We start from the raw sequence: 19,608 nt of genomic DNA, 5'->3' as shown, positions 1-19,608 counted from the left end.
ATCAGTCTTGGAACGGGTCAACTACCAAGATGGTATCTGCGCGTTCGGGACTAGTGGACAACAATGCGACCGGGGCCCCGATCAGCTCTTCGATATAGCGAACATATTTGACGGCTTGGGCCGGCAGCTCGGCCCATGAACGCGCGCCGGCAGTCGTTTCGGACCAGCCCTCAAGCGTCTCATAAATAGGCTTAACGCGGGCTTGTGCCCCCATTGAGGCGGGCAAATAATCAATGCGTGATCCATCAAGCTCATAGCCGACGCAGACCTTGATCTCTTTCAGACCATCGAGAACGTCGAGCTTGGTCAAAGCGATCCCGGTAATACCCGAGGTTTTGACCGTCTGGCGGACGAGGACCGCATCAAACCAGCCGCAGCGGCGCGGACGGCCCGTATTGACGCCGACTTCCTTGCCGACCGTCGCGAGGTGGCGGCCGATTTCATCATCGAGCTCGCAGGGGAACGGGCCTTTGCCGACACGCGTCGTATAGGCCTTGGTGATCCCCAGGACATAGCCGATCGCCGTTGGCCCAAGGCCTGAACCGGCGGCGGCCTGACCGGCAACGGTGTTGGACGAGGTCACGAAAGGATAGGTGCCATGATCATTATCGAGGAGCGCACCCTGCGCACCTTCGAAAAGAATCCGCGCGCCTTCGCGGCGCTTGTCATCGAGCACGCGCCAGACCTGATCCATGAAGGGCAGGATTTCGCCGGCGATGGACGTCAGCTCGTCATAGATCGTCTGTGCGTCGATCTCGCCAAGACCCATGCCGCGCCGGAGCGCATTATGGTGCGACAGGAGACGCTCGATCTTGGGCATGAGCGTATCGGGTTCGGACAAATCGATAAGGCGGATGGCGCGACGGCCGACCTTATCTTCGTAAGCTGGGCCAATGCCGCGGCGTGTGGTGCCGATCTTGAGGCCGGAATTGGCGTCTTCGCGAATACCGTCGAGCTCGCGATGGAGCGACAGGATGAGCGGCGCATTATCGGCAATACGCAGGATCTGCGGGGTAATCTCGACCCCCTGCCCGCGCAGCTTGGCCATTTCCTGGACGAAATGGTGGGGATCGACGACGACGCCATTGCCGATGACCGAGAGCTTGCCCTGGACAAGGCCCGAGGGTAGCAGCGCGAGCTTGTAGCTCACGCCATCGATCACAAGGGTATGGCCGGCATTGTGACCACCATGGAAGCGCACGACGACGTCGGCGCGTTCCGAGAGCCAATCCACGATCTTGCCCTTGCCCTCGTCACCCCATTGAGAGCCGACGACAACCACATTCGCCATAGTCCAGTCTTCCTTAACTTAAGGCGTGCCAAGGCCCGGCACGACAGAAATCGGGCCGGCCAGAAAGGCTGCACCCTTACCCAAGTGGCGGACATTCGTCCTTTCGGCCGCGCCCGGTGTCGGGTTTGAATGCAGCCGAATAACTGATAAGTCCGACTGTCCTTACATCACCCAAGCGCCGATGACAAAGCCGCAGACCATCGAAAATCGCAGCATAACCGCCAGAATTCTCGATCAGCCCTATCTTTTGCTGGTTCTGGCGCCGCTTTTCTGGGGCGGCAATGTCATCGCCGCCAAGCTTGTAGTCGGCGAAATCAGCCCATTCCTGCTGCTCGCCTGCCGGTGTGTCCTGGCGACGCTGTTCATTCTCCCCTTTTCCTGGCATCATTTGCGCGCCGATTGGGATGAAGTGAAACGCTCGTGGCCGGTGCTGATGAGCTACGGCATTATCGGCTACGCGCTCTTCAATGCGCTGCTTTACGTCGGCCTCACCATGACCACGGCGGTCAATTCGGCGATCGAGCAGGCGTCACTGCCCATGCTGATTCTGGGCGCCAACTTTTTGATTTTTCGCGTGCGCGCCAGATGGCTGCAGATTTTTGGCGTGCTGCTCGCAATTTTCGGCGTCATTCTGACGGCGACGCACGGCGATCCATCGCGGATTCTGCGCATGGACATCAATCTCGGCGATGGTTTCGTCATCCTCGCCTGCCTCGCCTACACTGCCTATACGCTTGCTTTGCGCTTTCGTCCAAAGGTCCATGTCTTCAGCTTCATGGCCGTATCGTTTTTCGGCGCGGCAACCGCAGCGGTGATTATGCTGGCGCTGTTCGGCGGCGGGCTCGGAACGGTGGCGACGTTGCCGCAAATGTCCCCGACTGTCTGGCTGGTCATCGCCTATGTCGCGACCTTCCCATCCATGTTCAGCCAGATCGCCTATGCCCGCGGCGTCGAACTGGTCGGCGCCAATCGTGCCGCACCGAGCCACAATCTCATTCCGGTTTTCGGCACGCTGGGCTCGGTGATCATTTTAGGCGAGCACCTTGAGGCCTATCACTTCCTGGCCGCCGCCATAATCATCACCGGCATCATCCTGGCGGAGTGGGCGGCGCGGAAAAGCGCCGCCTAGACGCATGCTTACGGCAGCGTATGCCCCGCCGTGCGGAACAGACGATACCATTCCTCTCGCGTTAGCGGCACGGATGATCCCGCCGCGCATTCCGTAACGCGCGAAGGTTTGGTCGTACCAAGAACCACCTGGACATTGGCCGGGTGGCGCGTGATCCAGGCCACCGCAATGCCTGTCGGCGTTACGCTGTATTTCTCAGCCAGCTCATCGAGCGCCTCATTGAGTTCGGGAAACTCTTCCCGATCGCCAACAAAAACGCCGTCGAAGAACCCCTTCTGGAACGGCGACCAGGCCTGCAGCATCATGCCCTTGAGACGAGAATAATCGAGCAGGCCATTGTCGCGGCTGATCGATTGGTCGAGCCCATTCATATTGGCCGCGACACCCTGCGCGAAGAGATTGGCATGGGTGACGCTGAGCTGGACCTGATTGAACAGCAGCGGCTGTTTCACCGCCGTCTTCAGCACTTCGATCTGGCCGGGCGTATGGTTGGAAACGCCGAAATGGCGCACCTTGCCCGAGGCTGCGAGCTTGTCGAAGGCGGCAGCGACATCTTCGGGCTCGACCAGGGTGTCGGGCCGATGCAGCAGCAGCACATCGAGATAATCGGTGCGAAGCGCCGCCAATGATTCATCGACCGTCTGCAAAATATGCTCGGACGAAAAATCGAAAAATCCTTTGCGGATGCCGACCTTAGACTGGATCAGGATCTTTTCGCGATCGGCGGCGGTGAGCGTGATGGCTTCGCCAAATCGCTCCTCGCAACGATGACGCTCGCCGCCATAGATATCGGCATGGTCATAAACCGTGACGCCGGCATCCATCGCCGCGCCAAACAGCGCCTGGATTTCGCTGTCGCTCATCTTGGCGATACGCATCAAGCCAAGCACGACGCTCGACACGGTCAGATCGGTGTGGGGCACCTTGAAGGTCTTCATCAGAACCTCGAAATTTTTGGGATTGGCGCCAGAAGCCGGCGCAGGGGACGCCGGAGAGTAGCGCGTCGCACGCCCAAAAAGAAAGCCCCGCCAGCATGCCGGCGGGGCCAATTGTCAATAATTGAACTTGTCTTAGAAGCGTACGGCCTTGGCCTGCTTGACGCCTTCAAGCGCCGCGATCTTGGCCAATTGCTCTTCAGTCAGCGTCCCGTCGATGGAGACAAGCGCGATGGCATCGCCACCAACGTCGGCACGACCGAGGTTGAAATTGGCGATATTGATGCCAAGCGTGCCGAGCAGTGTACCGAGGCGACCGATGTGACCCGGCTTGTCCTCATTGGTGACATAGAGCATGGACGGGGTGAGTTCCGCTTCCATGTTGATGTCCTTGACCTGGATAACGCGCGACTTGCCATTGGCGAAAATCGTGCCGGCAACGGCGCGGGTCTGCTGTTCGGTGGTCACGGTCAGGCGGACATAACCTTCATAGGCACCTTGCTGGTCGCGGGTCGTGGTCTCCACTGTGATACCGCGATCCTTGGCGATCTGCGGCGCCGAAACCATGTTGATGTCCCCAAGCGACGGTTTTAGCACGCCATTGATGGCGGCAGCGACCATGGGACGGGTGTTGAGCCCAGCCGGCGTACCTTCAAACTCGATCTTGATGCCGGTAATGGCTGTTTCCGTGAGCTGGCCCGCAAAGGAGCCCAGCGCTTCGGCAAGCTTCACCCAAGGCGTGATGATCGGGGCTTCTTCCGCCGAAATCGACGGGAAGTTGAGCGCATTGGTGATCTCGCCGGTCATCAGGTAAGCCGAAATCTGCTCGGCAACCTGCAGTGCCACATTCTCCTGCGCTTCTGTCGTCGAGGCGCCAAGGTGCGGTGTGCAGATGACGTTGGGCAGCTCGAACAGCGGATTGTTTTCCGCGGGCTCGACGAGGAACACGTCGAGCGCTGCGCCAGCGACATGGCCCGACTTCAGCGCATTGTAGAGAGCCTCTTCATCGATCAGACCGCCACGGGCGCAATTGATGATGCGCACGCCCTTCTTGGTCTTGGCGAGGTTTTCGGCATTGAGAATATTGCGCGTCGCATCGATCAAAGGCGTGTGCAGCGTGATGAAATCGGCGCGGGCCAGCAGATCGTCGAGCTCGACCTTTTCGACACCCAGCGTCTGGGCGCGTTCCGGCGTCAGGAACGGATCGAAGGCAATGACCTTCATCCGCAGACCAATGGCGCGGTCGGCAACGATCGAACCGATATTACCGGCGCCGATCAGGCCAAGCGTCTTGTTGGTGACTTCCACACCCATGAAGCGGTTCTTTTCCCACTTCGAGGCACGGGTCGAAGCGTCAGCCTCGGGCAACTGGCGCGCCAGCGCAAACATCATGGCGATGGCATGCTCGGCCGTCGTGATCGAATTGCCGAAGGGCGTGTTCATCACGATGATGCCCTTCTTCGTCGCCGCCGGAATATCGACATTGTCGACACCGATACCGGCGCGGCCGATAACCTTCAGATTGGTCGCGGCAGCGATGATCTTTTCAGTCACCTTCGAGGCCGAACGGATGGCAAGGCCATCATACTGGCCGATGGCTTCGAGGAACTTTTCCTTGTCCTTGCCGAGATCGGGCAGGTAGTCGACTTCGACGCCATTGTCCTTGAAGATCTGGACGGCGGTCGGGCTCAGTTTGTCGGAAACGAGAACTTTTGGCATTTGCTTGGGCTTTTCCAATTTGGATGCGGCAGCAGGTCGATCAGCGCCGCGTGAATCGCGTGAATGTAGGGGTGTACCCCCGCCAGCTGGCGGGGCCAAAAATCAGGCAGCAGCCTTGAGCGCGGCCTTTTCCTCGGCAAAAGCCCAGTCGAGCCACGGCGTCAGTGCCGCGAGATCGGATGCTTCCACCGTCGAGCCAGCCCAGATACGCAGGCCAGCGGGCGCGTCCTTATAGGAGCCGAAATCATAACCCACGCCGAGCTTGTCCAGCCGCGCCACGATCGCCTTGGCAAAAGCGGCCTGACCATCGTCATCGAGCGCGGTGATGTCCGGATCGACAATCGAGAGGCACACGGAGGTGTTCGAACGTTGTTCGGACTTCTTGGCGAGGAAATCGACCCAATCGGTCTGTTCCACCCAATCGGCCAATACCCCATAATTGGCATCGGCACGAGCCTGCATGGCCTGCAAACCGCCAACCTGCAGACCCCACTGCATCGCGTCGATCGCGTCTTCGATGCAGAGCATCGAGACAGTGTTGATCGTTTCCGCCTTGAAAATCCCTTCGATCAGCTTGCCGCCCTTGGTCATGCGGAAAATCTTGGGCAGCGGGCGATCAGGCTTGAACGTTTCGAGACGTTCGACCGCGCGCGGCGAAAGAATGAGAATACCATGCGCGGCTTCACCGCCCAGAGCCTTCTGCCAGGAGAAGGTGACGACATCGAGCTTCGCAAAATCGAGCTTCTGCGCAAAGGCCGCCGAGGTCGCGTCGCAGATGGTCAGGCCTTCGCGGTCAGCCGGGATCCAGTCCGCATTCGGCACGCGCACGCCCGAAGTCGTTCCATTCCAGGTGAACACCACATCGCGGTTGAAATCGACCTGCGTCAGATCAGGCAGTTCGCCATAGGGCGCTTCCAGAACGCGGCAATCAGCAAGTTTGAGCTGCTTCTGCACGTCGGTTACCCAACCGGCACCAAACGATTCCCAAGCCAGCATATCGACGCCCCGAGCACCAAGCGCGCTCCATAGGAACATTTCGACCGCACCCGTATCGGACGCGGGAACAATGCCGATCCGATAGTCGGCAGGGACTTCGAGAAGTTCGCGCGTCAGGTCGATAGCCTGCTGAATGCGCGCCTTGGCAGGCTTGGCGCGGTGCGAGCGGCCAGTCAGCGCGCCAGCAAGCACCTCAACCGTCCAGCCTGGACGCTTGGCACATGGACCCGACGAAAAATTTGGATTAGCCGGTTTTACCGCCGGTGCGGTCAGGGGCGTATCAGCCATTCTCTAGCGGCCCTCCCAGGCCTATGGTCTCGCGTTAGGGCGAGATGTCCTGAGAACCGAGATACTCCTCCGCCTCGAAGGCGTCAACCGGAGTTGGTTGGCATTTTTGGTTGCAACATCGCCCAAAAATCGGCGCTTAGGATGTGCTCGCAACAGACCTTCAGCAACAGGGATTGACCGAATAAACACAAGATGCATATATGACACCGATGTCATGACATCGGTGTCATAATCACCGGGGAGACGTCGAGGGTGGATTGGTTGGCAGCGCGGTGTGCCGGATCAGTCCAACCAAGGGAGGATCGCTTGGCCACAATCTATGACGTCGCGAAAGTTGCGGGTGTATCGCCCAAGACGGTCAGTCGCGTCATGAACGGGGACGCGCCCGTCAACGAAAAGACGCGCGAAGTCGTCGAAGCAGCCATGCTCTCGCTCAACTATGTGCCCTCGAGCGCCGCCCGCACCATGCGCTCCCAGCGCTCCGGGCTGATCGGCATGATCACCGGCGCCATCAGCACCACACACCATTTCGAAGATACTGGCCTTCCCGAAATCTATCTCGTGCAGGGCGCGCAGCGCGTCATCGCCCAGAGCAATCGTACCCTGCTCATCGCCGATAGCGGCGGCCAGGTCGATCGCATCCCCGCCCTTTTGCAGACCTTCCGCGAGCACCGCGTCGAGGGCGTGCTTTACGTCGCCGAATATCACCGCGAAGTCAGCCTGCCGGCCAATCTGCGCGATCGGCCCATGGTGCTCGTCAATTGCTTTGATGCCGACGAGACGCCGGCCGTTCTGCCCGATGACGCGGGTGGCCAGTTCACCCTGGTCGATGGGTTGATCAAGCGGGGCCATCGCCGCATCGGTTTCCTCACCCTGCCCGAGCAGCAGATTGCCTCGGGCCTCCGCATGGATGGCTATCGGCGCGCGCTTGCGAGCAACGGCATCGCCTTCAACGAGCAACTTGTTCAGGTCGGCGCCCTCGCCAATGCCGCGCACGAATTCGATCTGCTCTGGGATGCACTCGACCGTGTCCTCCGCGCCGAGCCGACGGTGATCTGCTGCGCCAACGACAAGATGGCAATGCGGGTCTATGGCCTCCTGCGCGAACGCGGCATGGCCATCCCGCGCGATATCTCGGTCGCCGGTTACGACGATTATCGCATGATCGCGGAGCACCTGCATCCCGGCCTGACCAGCGCCCAATTGCCCTATGCCGCCATGGGCGCCCGCGCTGCCGACAAGCTTTTGCGTCTCATCGCCGGCACGCAACGCCCGGCCGAGCCAGCCCAGGAGCTGGTCTCTGGCCCCGTCGCTTGGCGCGACAGCGTCCAGCCGCGCGACACAACCATCACCCAATTATCGACCAGGAGGAAAGACATATGAAATCCCTGAAGCTTCTCGCTGCAACGCTGGCCTTCAGCACCGCCTTCGGCGGCGCCGCGTTCGCCCAGACCAACCTGACCATGTGGTACCATGGCGCCGGCAGCACGGTGGAACGTGACCTGATCAACGGCATCATCACCGATTTCAACGGTTCGCAGACCGATTGGAAAGTCTCGCTGCAGGAATTCCCGCAGGCCGCTTACAACGACTCCGTCGTCGCCGCCGCCGTTGCCGGCAATCTGCCCGACATCATCGACGTCGATGGTCCCGTGATGCCGAACTGGGCCTGGGCCGGCTATATGCAGCCGCTCCAGCTTTCCGAAGGCGCGCTCAATGGTTTCCTGCCCGGCGCGATCGGCAAGTATAACGATCAGGTCTATTCGGTCGGCCTCTGGGACGCTGCGGTCGCCATGTATGCCCGCAAGTCGACGCTCGAGAAGTTCAACATCCGCATTCCGACCCTCGAACAGCCATGGACCGGCGAAGAGTTCAACGGCATCCTTGAAACCCTCAAGGCTTCGGGCGAATTCGACTATCCGCTCAACCTCGGCATGGCCGATCAGGGCGAATGGTATCCTTATGCCTTCGCGCCCTTCCTCTGGAGCTTCGGCGGCGATCTCGTCGATCGCACCTCCTATGAAACCGCCGAAGGCGCGCTCAATGGCGATGCCGCCGTCGCGTTCGGCGAATGGTGGCAGAGCCTTTTCACCAACAATTATGTGCCCGGCACGAGCCAGGACATGGCCAGCCACGAAACCGGCTTCATCGATGGCGACTATGCCCTGCAGTGGAACGGCAATTGGGTGGCGGTCAAGACGCTCGAAGCCCTCGGCGACGACGTGCTCTTCCTTCCTGCGCCAGACTTTGGCAATGGCCCCAAGATCGGCGGCGCTTCCTGGCAGTTCGGTGTGTCGGCGACCTCTGCGCACCCCGATGGCGCCAGCGCCTTCATCGAGTTCGCCCTGCAGCCAAAGTACCTCGCCGCCTTCTCCGATGGCATCGGCCTGATCCCGGCAACCGCTGAAGCCGCGGCGTTCACCAAGAACTACGCTCCCGGCGGCGCGCTCGAAAGCTTCTACGCGCTCTCTGAAAAGCAGGCCATGCTGCGTCCGGTGACCCCGGGCTATGTGTTCGAAGCGCTCGAATTCCGCAAGGCGCTCTCGGACATCGCCAATGGCGCTGACGTCGTCGACGCGCTCGACGCGGCAACCGACGCCATCAACGCCGATATCGCGCGCAACAACAATTACGCTGCCGCGCAGTAACCTCTCCCTCCCGAGCACGGTCGGCCCGGATTTTTTCTGGGCCGGCCTCCCGGCACGTCTTCAAGGCAGTCGCACATGCGCCCCAAACAGACCAAATCGCTGCAATCCAATACGCTCGCCGGATGGCTGATGAGCGGCCCTGCGCTGCTGCTGATCACGCTTTTCCTGATCGTGCCGTTTCTTCTGGCCTTCTGGTTTTCCTTCACCAACCAGCGGCTGATTTCGCCCAATCCGACCCAATTCGTCGGCACCTCGAATTTCGAGCAATTGCTCGGCGTTGGCACTCTGGTGCTGGAGCCGGAAAAGGCCGAAGACGGTAGCCTTATCGTCAGCTATAGCGGCGAGTTGAGCTATCCGCGCGTCCGCGAATTCACCCGCAACAATCCCGATTTCCAGCATCTCAACGGCATGCGCGAATGGTTCGGCTGGGACTGGGGCAATTCCAAGGTTCTGGTCCTCGCCCGCGACCTCGTCTTCATGAAGGCGCTGACCAATACCCTCTTCTTCGTCGCCATCGTCGCGCCCCTCCAATCCATTATCGCGCTCCTTTTGGCGCTGATGATCAATCAGAAGCTGCGCGGCATAAACGTCTTCCGCACCGTCTATTTTATGCCGGTCGTCGTCTCGATCGTCGTCGTCTCGCTCCTCTGGCGCTTCATCTATGACGGGCGCAGCGGGCTCCTCAACAATCTCCTCCAGTTCCTCTCCTTCGGCCATTTCCAGCCGGTCGATTGGCTGGGCAATCCCGATACGGCCATGTGGGCCATCATCGTCATGTCGATCTGGCAGGCGGTTGGCTTCCATATGGTGATCTGGCTGGCGGGCCTCCAGAACATCCCGCTGACGCTTTATGAAGCCGCCGATATCGAAGGCGCTTCAAGCTGGCAAAAATTCCGCTTCGTCACCTGGCCAGGCCTGCGCAATACCGCGGTCCTGATCCTTGTGGTCATCACCATGCAGGCCTTCGCGCTCTTTTCGCAGATCGACGTCATGACCAATGGCGGGCCGCTCGATTCCACCCAGACGCTGGTCTTCCAGGCCGTGCAGCGCGGTTATGAGCAACAGAATATTGCCGGTGGCTCTGCCATCTCGGTGCTGCTGTTCCTCATGGTGCTCACGATCTCGCTGGTCCAGCGCTACCTCACCCGGGAGCGCTAGAACATGGCTGCTGTCACCTCGCCCAATCAACGCCTCAAGATCAGCCTCAAATATCTGCTGCTGATCCTTGTCGCCCTGGTCTTCGTCTTCCCCATCGTCTTCATGGTGGTGAGCTCGTTCAAGCCCGACCTGCAATTGCTGCGCGACACATCCTCGTTCAACGCTTTCCTGCCGATCGGAGATATCTCGCTCGACAATTACTTCGCCGCGTTCCGCCGTGCGCCGGTGGGGCTCTTTGTCTTCAACTCCATCCTCGTGACGTCGCTGACCGTCGTCGGCTCGCTCTTCCTCTGCTCGATGGCAGCGTTCGCCTTCGTCTTCCTCGAATTCCGCGGCAAGGAGATCGTCCTTTCGATCATAATTGCGACGCTCATCGTGCCCTTCGAAACCATTGCCGTGCCGATGCTGATGGTGGTCAATTCGCTCCCCTGGATCGGCGGCAATGGCGTCACCTGGGGCTGGCTCAATACCTATCACGTCCAGATCGTCCCCTTTCTCGCCGATGCGCTGACAATCTTCCTCTTCGTCCAGTTCTTCCGCGATCTGCCCAAGGAATTGGTCGAAGCGGCGCGTCTCGATGGGGCAAGCTGGTTCCAGGTCTATTCCATGGTCATCGTGCCGATCGCCGGCCCGGTCTTTGCAACGGCCGCCATCCTCAAATTCCTCGCCATGTACAACCAGTATCTCTGGCCGCTCATGGTCACCCAATCCGAGCAGTTCCGACCGGTCATGGTTGGTCTCCAATACTTCTTCCAGCTCAACACCGCCTGGGGCGAGGTCATGGCCTACCTCTCCATGATCACCCTGCCGGTCCTCGCCTTCTACCTTTTCCTCCAGCGCGCCTTCATCACCTCGATCGCCTCAACCGGCATCAAGGGTTAGAGCGTCTCCAGCTAGAAAGACACGACATTGGTTCTCGCACTTAAAGACAAATGGATTTGGGATTTCTGGACCTATCGCGATGGGGACGACTACCACATCTATTTCCTCCAGGCCGACAACACCCTCGCCCATCCAGACATGCGCCACCGCAATGTCACCCAGGGCCACGCGGTTTCCAAAGACCTGATCAACTGGACCCATCTCGGCACGACCTTTGCACCTGCCGCTCCGACCGCATGGGACGATTGGACCACCTGGACCGGCTCGACCCTGCGTGATGACACCGGTCTCTGGCACCTCTTTTACACCGGTACCGAGCACGCCGAAGACGGCATGAAGCAGCGCATCGGCCACGCCACCTCGACCGATGGCCACAACTGGACGCGCGTCGGCAATGGCCTCGCGCTCGACATTTCCGGCCCCGATTACGAAGAATACACCCCCGGCCACTGGCACGACCGCGCCTTCCGCGATCCATGGGTGATGAAGAACCCCAGTGGCGATGGCTGGATCATGTATATGGTCGCGCGCCAGCCCGGCACGACCGAGCCCAATGCCGGTGGCACCGTTGGCTTTGCCACCTCGCCCGATCTCAATAGCTGGACGCTGCAGCCCCCCGTTTATAAGGGCGGCATGTTCGGCCAGATGGAAGTGCCGCAGGTCTTCGCAGTGAACGGCAAGTGGTACATGCTGTTCTGCACCGACGGCTCGCACTGGTCCGAGGCTTACAAAAAGTTCAACCCGGAAACGCCGGTCCGCGGCTCGCACTATCTGATGGCCGATGATCCGCAGGGCCCATGGGAAGTTGCGCCCGGTCCATTCTTCGATGGGGCCCAGGGCAGCCGCTATGCCGGCAAGATCGTCGAAACCGACAATGGCCTCGTCTTCATGGGCTTCCTCCACGACGCCGCCGATGGCTCCTTCATCGGCCAGGTGTCCGACCCGATCCCGGTGCGCGTCGATGCCGACGGGCTCCTCCACACCGAACTCGACAAGCTGCCCCCGGGCGCCAAGGTCTAAGCGAAAACGGAGAGAACATCATGGCTGGACTGAGCCTGCAAAACCTCCAGAAGACCTATGGCAAGGTCGAGGTCATCAAGGGCGTCAACCTTGAGATCGAACATGGCGAATTCGTCGTGTTCGTCGGCCCGTCCGGCTGTGGCAAATCCACCCTGCTCCGCATGATTGCGGGGCTCGAAGATATCACCGGCGGCGAACTCAGCATCGGCGGCCAGGTGGTCAATGCCATGCAGCCGCGCGACCGCGGCGTCGCCATGGTGTTCCAGTCCTATGCGCTCTATCCGCATATGACAGTCTACGACAATGTCGGCTTCGGGCTTCGCATCAAGAAGACCCCCAAGGACGAGCGCGACGCAAAAATCCGCGAAGCCGCGCGTATTCTCCAGATGGAGCACCTTCTCGATCGCAAGCCAGCCCAGCTCTCGGGCGGCCAGCGCCAGCGCGTCGCCATCGGGCGCGCTATCGTGCGTCAGCCTGAAGTGTTCCTCTTCGACGAACCACTCTCCAATCTCGATGCGTCGCTGCGCATGGACATGCGCATGGAGATCTCAAAACTTCATCAGGATCTGGGCGCTACCATGATCTATGTGACGCATGATCAGGTCGAGGCCATGACCCTGGCCGACAAGATCGTCGTCCTCAATGCCGGCGTCGTCCAACAGGTCGGTTCGCCGCTCGAACTCTATCATCGCCCCGCCAACCTCTTCGTCGCCGGCTTCATCGGCTCGCCCAAGATGAACTTCCTCGACGTTACGATCGACGAAATCGGATCAGGCGTGGTGACAGTCTCCGGTCCGGATATGAAGCCGGTATCCATCCCGGTCGCCACCGATGGCCTCAAAGTCGGCGCCGCTTTGACGCTCGGCACTCGCCCCCACCAAATGCAGGCAGCCGATCATGGCCCCATCACCGCGACGGTGGCCCTCGTCGAGCACCTCGGCAACGAAACCATCGTCAGTCTGCGCCTGCCATCCGGCAAAGCCATCGTCGCAGCCCTCGACGGCGACTTCCCCGTAACCCACGGCGCCACCCTGCACCTCACCCCCGAGGCCAGTAAGGTCGTCCTGTTCGACGCTAATGGAACCGCACTGCCGGTCTGATAACGACCAATCTTGGTCTTGGGCCGCTCGAAGGCCGCGCCTCTTGCAATACCAGAAGCATATTCGACTGCATGAGGCGCGGCAGCGATTGGTGTCGGACCAGGCCAAAGCGGCAACCGTGGGTTTAGCTATGGGGTATGAAAGGGCATCCCAATTCGGCCGAGAATACATACGCTTCTTCGGCGCGCCTCCACGCAAGGATGCCGACGCGATCTAGACCGTGGTAGAAGGCGGCTGTGAGCGCACAAACCGCGTTCAGTCAGGGCGCCTCCCGATCAATGTGTGGGCACCCGCTGAGGTTGAACAGATGGATCTTCTCGCCCTTGTCGATTTTAATCTCGTTGCCCGACATGGCGGATTTGGCAAAGCCGCGCGAGAGACGGGCCGACCAAAGGCGACCCTGTCCCGCCGGGTAAGCGAACTCGAAGCCAGCTTGCAGCTGCGGCTTTTTGAACGTGGCGGCAGGACACTCAAGCTGACGGAAGAAGGCCGGGCCCTACACGAACGCACCGGCGCCCTTCTAACCGAACTGGACGAAACGGCCACCGCGATTGCTTCGGGCGGCGAGAAACCTCAGGGCCGCCTGCGGATTAGTGCGCCACTTCTTTTCTCCCAGACCGCGATGGGGAAACTGGCGGCGGAGTTTTCTAAAAAATATCCCGACGTGCGGCTTGAGGTGACGACCGAAGATCGCACGGTGGACATGGTCGAAGAGGCCTACGACTTGGTAATCCGGGTCAATCCTGCTACCGATGAAAGCCTTGTCGGACGAGCTTTTCTGCGCGATCGACTGGTGGTTGTGGCGAGCCCCGGCCTTGCGCAGCCCTCTGTTGGAAAAGCCGTGTCCGCGATTGTCCGGGGCACCAACGACAGGACGACTGCGTGGACGCTTGTTGGCGCTGAGCGGAAATCGACGATCGCGGTCGACCCTATCCTGCATCTAGCGTCCTTGCCGATGGTTCGCGATGCTGTCTTGGCAGGCGTGGGCGTCGGACGGCTGCCGATTTCACTCGTCAGCCACGATATCGCCGCTGGCCGGCTGGTGTCGTGGGGCGAGGTTGATGCGCCCGAGATCGTGCTGTGGGCGCTCTATCCATCCCGTCGACTTTTGAGCGCGCGCGTTGCGGCATTTCTCGAGCATCTGCGCCAGGCCTTTCCCAAGGGTAGTCCGGACGAACTTGCGGCCTATGTGGCGCGATAGAACGGCAAAGCGGCCGCTGCGCGTGGCGCAACGGCCGCCTGGGGGCGTTGGACTTCGATAGTCCCGCTCTACGCTTTTGGCGGCAGGAACTCGCTGTGGAAGCGCGCTGCATTGGCCAGCATGATCGTACGGCGTTCGGCGATCACGTTAGGGGTCGGCGGTGTTGGCGGCGTGGTGCGGGTCGGCAGCACTTCGCCAACGAGCTTGAAATAGTCGTCCTGGCCTGCGGGCAGGCAGATGCAAAGGAACCGAGCCGGGGTTGACGAGGCGACACGGAAGCCGTGTGGAGCATTGGCAGGAATATTGATCGTTTGGCCGGGTCCGACGAGATGGACTTCATCGCGGAAGGTGATTTCGAGCTCGCCTTCTAGAATATAAAAGATCTCTTCGAAATCATGACGGTGCGGCGGTGGGCCACCGGCGGGCATCAGCATATCGATCATGGTGTAGCGGCCGCCGGTCTGCTCGCCCGAAACCAGCACGGTATAGGTGCCGTTGCCGATGCCGAGATGCAGGAGCCCTTGATCATCGGCATGAACAACGGTGGCGGTGCGGGTCAGGTCATCGGCGGGAAGAGTGGAAATCTGTTCGGTCATTTTCTTCTTGGTCCTTGTCCTTTGGCTTGAAAATCAGGCGCGGGTGAAGTCGGCGACGGTCTTGCCGGGAGCGTGGCCGATGCGGTTACGCTCGATGGCATCGGGCACGCCGGCGGGTGACACCGTTTCGGCAATGACGACCTTGATCTCGCCCGCCGCTGCCGCTTGAGCGATGGCGTCGAGCCGGGCGCTATCGGGCTGCATCATGAAGGCGACGCCCTTGCGCCCGTCGGCCCGTGGCGCACCAACATCGAAGCGGGCGGCGCTGACCAACGTCCCGCCCTCGCGCAAAACGGCCCAGGAGCGGTCGGGCGCATCAGCCCCAGCGAGATCGATCACCAGGTCAACATCGGAGACGAGATTTTCGAACGACTCGGTCTTGCGATCGATGATGGTGTCGACGCCGAGTGCTTGAAGATGCATGCGGCTATCGGCTGAGGCGGTTGCGACGACCTTGAGACCAAGGTTCTTGGCCAATTGCACCAGCACCGTACCGACGCCGCCGGAGGCGCCGTGAACGATAATGGTCTGGCCCGCCCTGGGCACGCCGGCGGCATGCAACATCTGCCAGGCGGTGAGGCTAGCCACGGGCAAGGCTGCCGCCAGCACATCGCTCAGGCCTGGAGGAATAGGCGCGAGGAGGGCCCCGGGCACCGCAACTTGGTCCGCATAAGCGCCTTGTCCTGGCGCTGCGAGGCCAAAAACGCGATCGCCGATTTTGAAGCGGCTATCCGCGCCGGTCGCTACGATCTCGCCGGCGAGTTCAAGGCCAAGGACGGTCGGGAACTGCACGGGCATGACGTCGCGGAGATAGCCTTCGCGGATTTTCCAGTCGAGGCCGTTGATACCTGCGGCCTTGACGCGGACGATGGCGACGCCCGGCAATGCCACCGGCATCTGCGTCGTCGAGAGGGTGATAGCGTCTTTTCCGCCGAATTCGGTAAGGGTCATTGCGCGGTTGGTCATGTCGTTCTCCTGTTGACATGAACAAGGTATGGCGTTGCTCAGGTGGGCGGGAGACGATGAATTTGGACGCACCGTTCCACCCACGGAACAAATTCCACCGATGAACGGCTTATGGTCGAACGCTGGAAGCTGCCGGGTGGGCTGAAATTCAGGGAGTGGAACTGATGGTCAATGCACAAAGGGCAGGCTAATCGGTCTTAAGGGCGTGAGCCGCCACCACCAACCGAGATCGACCTACCTACCCCCTAACGCAATAGGTAAACGCTAGACGACCGGTCCACCCTGCCCATCACGCGCGATGATCAGAAACGTCGTCCCGCCTTCCCCGCTCTCAAGAGTAATGTCGGCATGTTGCGCCCGCAGCAGCGCTCGGACGATATCGAGCCCCATACCAGTGCCCCCAGCATCGCGCCGCGTCGTAAAGAATGGCTCGAAAATCCGCGCCCGATTGGCCTCGGAAATCCCTGCGCCATTATCGGCGACGGTAAAACCCAGGCCTTGCTCCTCGCGAACCGTCGCTAGAGTAATCCGGGTCGCGCCATGCTGCAGCGAATTATCGAAGAGGTGCCCAAAGACGATATCGAACGTTTCTGCGGGAAGAGGCACGACCACGTCCTCGCCCACCAACCTGATGTCGAGCCCACCGAACCGACTGCGCAGCCGCCCTAATGTCTCTGCTAGGCTTGTCGCTCCCGGCACGATCGGCATTTCTGCCTGCGCCAACTCGCGAAGCCGCGCCACGAGCCGCGTGAGCCGGTCTGTATCTTGCAGGATATTATCCAGAAATTTCCGCCGTTCGGCCGGCGTCATGTCCTCGCCTTCGTCACGCATCAATTCCGCCGAGCCGCGGATCGCCGTCAGCGGAGATTTAAGCTCATGCGAGACGTGAGCCGCAAAGGACCGCATATATTCGGTGCGGTCCATCAGGCGCGACGCCAGGTCCAGAAACGCCTGGGAAAGCGTCGCCAGTTCCGCGGTTCCATAGGCATCGGGCGGCCGGATCCCGCTTCTTCCGCCAGATGCAATTTCATGTGTGCGTCCGATCAGCGCCTCGATCGGCCGCGCCACCGCGCGTCAGCACATAGGCAATCACGAGCGTAGCGATGAGCGAAGCGACCAGTACGCCGATCTCGAGGTTCGAGAGACTGCGCCCACCAAGAAGGCGCACAAAAATGATCAGTCCCGATGGAAGACCGAGTATCGCAAGCAGGACGCCTTAGATGACCAAAGCCAAGGATGGACGCCATTTGGCAGGAACACGCGGCGCGGTCACGACGAGGTCTCGAGCGAGCCTAGCCTGAACCCCACGCCATGGATCGTTGCAACGATAGTGGCGCAACCCGCTGCGATAAACTTGGCGCGAATGTTGCGAATATGGCTGTCGATCGTTCTGTCCGACACATGCACATCACCGCCATATGCAGCAGCCATCAGAACCTCGCGTGAGAAAACCATGTCCGGCCGAGCGAGCAACGCCGCCAGCACCGCAAACTCAAGCGGCGTTAGCGATACCGGCACCATGTCCCACATTACGTTATGGGAGCTGCGATCGATCCGTAATCCGCCCCTCGCCAGCATAGTATCTGCCGTCGGTAGACTGGCACTTTTCCGCTTGAGGATCGCCTTGACCCGCGCCACCAGTTCGCGTGGGCTAAATGGCTTACTGATATAATCATCGCCGCCGATCTCGAGCCCGATAATGCGGTCAACCTCCTCGTCACGGGCTGAGAGGAACAGGATAGGCACATCCGAGGTTTTGCGGATGGTGCGGCAGACATCGAGGCCATCGCGCTCCGGCATGCCGATGTCCAGTACGATGAGGTCGGGGCGTAGCGCCGCCAGGCGACTAGCGCTTCGCCTCCATCGCGCGCTGAGGTCACGGCCATGCCGGCACGCTCGAGCGCAAAGGTGATGACATCGCGAATATGAGGCTCGTCATCGACGACTAAGATGCGGCGGCTCATGACACTTCTCTGCCGGAAACCGTATCGTTGTGCCGCGTCGGCGGCGCGGAAACAACCTCTTCCATTGCCAGGTAATCTTTGAGGCGCTGCGTGCGCCAGGACCAGCTACGCCAATCGCCCTGCATGGAAAGCAACTGCGCCGCCAGTGCCGAGCGGATCGCTATGGCTCGCGCCCAAATATTTGTTCCGGGCATCAGCCGCGGAATGAGCCGATCAAGGGCAAGTAGTGCGCTCGGCCCAAGATCGCGAAGATAACCGAGATCGGCCGACATGCCCTCCCCGGTCAATTCGAGGCTATGCTCGACATTGAAGCGTGCAATGTAGCTCGAAAGATCGACCGTAGATGACGCTTAGAGCACGAGCGTCAGGGACAAAAGATTGGTGGCGATAAGAAATCCATTCGACTTTCGCAACCAGATCCGGGCGAGGATCAGGACGAGCCCGACCGCGACCAACCCCATCCATATGCCTGCCGCCAGCCGCAGCGCTGTCAGGGAATATACTTCGACATAAAGTTCGAGCCGAAGCATGGCGCAAAGGCAGAGTAGCACATTCTGCGCGATGAAGAGATAGACCAGTGCCTTGATGACCCGATCGTCACGCACGGGACCACGCCGGCGCATGGCCAACAGCACGAAAGCGCCGGCAAGCAGAGCCGTCACGATCAACAGATAAGCGCCGCGATGCGCATACTCGGCATGGCTCATCCCGTCAGGCAAGGCGGCGCCACCCCAGAGATAGACTAGGTCCATGCCTGTCTGAGTGGCAAAAAGCGCATTGAAGACGAGGAGAGAACGGAAAATCGCAGCGCTGCCGAACCACGTCGAGTTGCTGGGCACGACGTTTTCTACTGGCGCCCGCCGCTGCCGCATGCATAGTAGCCTCGGCCGCAACACCGCCCAGATCCCTGCCGCAAGGGCGATCTAGAACATGATGCGGATCGGATTGAACAGACTGAAGAAGTTGTGTGGCTGGACAGCAGAAAGCAAGGTCTCGATCAGCGGATTGGCTGCCGCAAAAAGATAGAGAAAGACGGCGCCGAGACCGAGCGGCACGAACCAGGCGATGAGCCAGCGCGCAGTCTTCCGTCCTCCTAGCAGGCTAACCGCCGGACGCAAGGCCACGGCATCTTTGGCAAGGCTGATCGGCGCCGGTACAGCGAAGCGCAACAGCAAAAGTGGGAAACGCTCGAGATTTTGGGGCACGAGCCGCCCGGCAATCAGTGCCGTAAGGCCAATGCCGCACGCCGATAAAGCCAGGCTGATCAGCGTGACTGATTCAAGCAGCGGCACCGAGAGGACGAGCGCTGTGACCCAACCGATTACCCCCTCCCGAAATCGCCGCTTGCGCCACGCCAATGCCATGATCGCTGAAGCAATGGCGAAGGAGACTAAGAAGACATTGAGCCCAGCATCCACATCGAACAGTAGAGCATCACTCAGCGTCACCAGAAGCACTGTCGCGCTCGTAACCCAAATTATGGTGCTTGATCGTCTCGATAGCGGTGTTGTCGTGTTCAGCATTGGCCTTGCCTCCAGCAATGACATGAAAGGCACAACCTGACCGCCGTCGCTCCGGCTTGCATGGGATGGGGAACTCGGCCACCAGCCACCAGCCGTCATTGACGACGCTGCTGGGAAGTTCAGTGGCGGATCTTGGCGAAGAACGATCAGGATTGCGCATGACGCTGAACCTGACGATCCGGCTTGCAGAAT

The 19,608-nt window shown here is 60.5% G+C and carries 21 protein-coding genes and 1 pseudogene; 9 read left to right on the top strand and 13 right to left on the bottom strand.

The features are described from left to right. Position 1: 1 nt before the first annotated feature. Positions 2–1,291 carry an adenylosuccinate synthase gene (locus tag DevBK_RS17345; protein WP_317186346.1) on the bottom strand — a complete coding sequence of 430 codons (1,290 nt, stop codon included), beginning with the start codon at positions 1,289–1,291 and terminating at the stop codon, positions 2–4. 181 nt (positions 1,292–1,472) lie between these two features. On the opposite strand from DevBK_RS17345, the gene DevBK_RS17340 reads away from it, so the two are divergent. After that, a complete protein-coding gene (locus DevBK_RS17340; protein WP_317186345.1) occupies positions 1,473–2,420 on the top strand; it encodes a DMT family transporter in 948 nt (315 codons plus the stop codon). 8 nt (positions 2,421–2,428) lie between these two features. Here the strand turns inward: DevBK_RS17340 and DevBK_RS17335 are convergent, their stop codons facing one another. From DevBK_RS17335 to DevBK_RS17325, 3 genes are all read right to left on the bottom strand, one after another. Continuing rightward, positions 2,429–3,358, bottom strand: coding sequence for an aldo/keto reductase (locus DevBK_RS17335; RefSeq protein WP_317186344.1), 930 nt, complete (start codon positions 3,356–3,358; stop codon positions 2,429–2,431). A 132-nt stretch (positions 3,359–3,490) separates the two neighbouring features. Further along, on the bottom strand, positions 3,491–5,074 hold the full coding sequence (gene serA / locus DevBK_RS17330; RefSeq protein WP_317186343.1) for a phosphoglycerate dehydrogenase: 1,584 nt from the start codon (positions 5,072–5,074) through the stop codon (positions 3,491–3,493). Positions 5,075–5,176: 102 nt separating this feature from the next. After that, the gene (locus tag DevBK_RS17325; protein WP_317186342.1) at positions 5,177–6,358 is read right to left on the bottom strand and encodes a phosphoserine transaminase; all 1,182 of its coding nucleotides are present in this window, start codon (positions 6,356–6,358) and stop codon (positions 5,177–5,179) included. 306 nt (positions 6,359–6,664) lie between these two features. Between DevBK_RS17325 and DevBK_RS17320 the strand changes: the two genes are divergently transcribed. From DevBK_RS17320 to DevBK_RS17285, 8 genes are all read left to right on the top strand, one after another. Further along, the gene (locus tag DevBK_RS17320; protein WP_317186341.1) at positions 6,665–7,741 is read left to right on the top strand and encodes a LacI family DNA-binding transcriptional regulator; all 1,077 of its coding nucleotides are present in this window, start codon (positions 6,665–6,667) and stop codon (positions 7,739–7,741) included. Beyond that, positions 7,738–9,006 carry an extracellular solute-binding protein gene (locus tag DevBK_RS17315; protein WP_317186340.1) on the top strand — a complete coding sequence of 423 codons (1,269 nt, stop codon included), beginning with the start codon at positions 7,738–7,740 and terminating at the stop codon, positions 9,004–9,006. The genes DevBK_RS17320 and DevBK_RS17315 overlap by 4 nt, the downstream gene beginning before the upstream one ends. 75 nt (positions 9,007–9,081) lie before the next feature. After that, positions 9,082–10,164, top strand: coding sequence for a sugar ABC transporter permease (locus DevBK_RS17310; protein WP_317186339.1), 1,083 nt, complete (start codon positions 9,082–9,084; stop codon positions 10,162–10,164). A gap of 3 nt (positions 10,165–10,167) precedes the next feature. Next, positions 10,168–11,046: a carbohydrate ABC transporter permease gene (locus tag DevBK_RS17305; RefSeq protein WP_317186338.1), complete on the top strand. Its 879-nt coding sequence runs from the start codon at positions 10,168–10,170 to the stop codon at positions 11,044–11,046. 27 nt (positions 11,047–11,073) lie between these two features. After that, positions 11,074–12,066 carry a hypothetical protein gene (locus tag DevBK_RS17300; protein ID WP_317186337.1) on the top strand — a complete coding sequence of 331 codons (993 nt, stop codon included), beginning with the start codon at positions 11,074–11,076 and terminating at the stop codon, positions 12,064–12,066. 20 nt (positions 12,067–12,086) lie between these two features. Beyond that, positions 12,087–13,166, top strand: a complete 1,080-nt coding sequence (locus DevBK_RS17295) for a sn-glycerol-3-phosphate ABC transporter ATP-binding protein UgpC (RefSeq protein WP_317186336.1) — start codon at positions 12,087–12,089, stop codon at positions 13,164–13,166. Beyond that, entirely contained in the window at positions 13,144–13,383 is a 240-nt protein-coding gene (locus tag DevBK_RS17290) for a helix-turn-helix domain-containing protein (RefSeq protein ID WP_410494093.1), read from the top strand. The genes DevBK_RS17295 and DevBK_RS17290 overlap by 23 nt, the downstream gene beginning before the upstream one ends. A 90-nt stretch (positions 13,384–13,473) precedes the next feature. Next, positions 13,474–14,367: a LysR family transcriptional regulator gene (locus DevBK_RS17285; protein ID WP_317186335.1), complete on the top strand. Its 894-nt coding sequence runs from the start codon at positions 13,474–13,476 to the stop codon at positions 14,365–14,367. Positions 14,368–14,435: 68 nt separating this feature from the next. Here the strand turns inward: DevBK_RS17285 and DevBK_RS17280 are convergent, their stop codons facing one another. From DevBK_RS17280 to DevBK_RS17240, 9 genes and pseudogenes are all read right to left on the bottom strand, one after another. Beyond that, complete coding sequence (locus DevBK_RS17280) at positions 14,436–14,963, bottom strand: cupin domain-containing protein (RefSeq protein WP_317186334.1); 528 nt, start codon at positions 14,961–14,963, stop codon at positions 14,436–14,438. Between the two features lie 33 nt (positions 14,964–14,996). Further along, positions 14,997–15,929, bottom strand: coding sequence for an NADP-dependent oxidoreductase (locus tag DevBK_RS17275; protein ID WP_317186333.1), 933 nt, complete (start codon positions 15,927–15,929; stop codon positions 14,997–14,999). A gap of 264 nt (positions 15,930–16,193) precedes the next feature. Then, positions 16,194–16,853 carry a HAMP domain-containing sensor histidine kinase gene (locus DevBK_RS17270; RefSeq protein WP_317186332.1) on the bottom strand — a complete coding sequence of 220 codons (660 nt, stop codon included), beginning with the start codon at positions 16,851–16,853 and terminating at the stop codon, positions 16,194–16,196. A gap of 103 nt (positions 16,854–16,956) precedes the next feature. Next, complete coding sequence (locus DevBK_RS17265; protein WP_317186331.1) at positions 16,957–17,097, bottom strand: hypothetical protein; 141 nt, start codon at positions 17,095–17,097, stop codon at positions 16,957–16,959. A gap of 101 nt (positions 17,098–17,198) precedes the next feature. Further along, a pseudogene (locus tag DevBK_RS17260) lies at positions 17,199–17,893 on the bottom strand (response regulator). After that, the gene (locus DevBK_RS17255) at positions 17,890–18,165 is read right to left on the bottom strand and encodes a hypothetical protein (RefSeq protein ID WP_317186330.1); all 276 of its coding nucleotides are present in this window, start codon (positions 18,163–18,165) and stop codon (positions 17,890–17,892) included. The pseudogene DevBK_RS17260 and the gene DevBK_RS17255 overlap by 4 nt, the downstream one beginning before the upstream one ends. A gap of 78 nt (positions 18,166–18,243) precedes the next feature. Continuing rightward, a complete protein-coding gene (locus DevBK_RS17250) occupies positions 18,244–18,798 on the bottom strand; it encodes a DUF4173 domain-containing protein (RefSeq protein WP_317186557.1) in 555 nt (184 codons plus the stop codon). 18 nt (positions 18,799–18,816) lie between these two features. After that, complete coding sequence (locus DevBK_RS17245; RefSeq protein ID WP_317186329.1) at positions 18,817–19,350, bottom strand: hypothetical protein; 534 nt, start codon at positions 19,348–19,350, stop codon at positions 18,817–18,819. Further along, on the bottom strand, positions 19,328–19,576 hold the full coding sequence (locus DevBK_RS17240; RefSeq protein ID WP_317186328.1) for a hypothetical protein: 249 nt from the start codon (positions 19,574–19,576) through the stop codon (positions 19,328–19,330). The genes DevBK_RS17245 and DevBK_RS17240 overlap by 23 nt, the downstream gene beginning before the upstream one ends. Positions 19,577–19,608 lie beyond the last annotated feature (32 nt).

The organism is Devosia sp. BK (assembly GCF_032907385.1).
In the GTDB taxonomy this organism is placed as follows: domain Bacteria; phylum Pseudomonadota; class Alphaproteobacteria; order Rhizobiales; family Devosiaceae; genus Devosia.
This window is presented reverse-complemented; position numbering and strand designations above follow the sequence as displayed.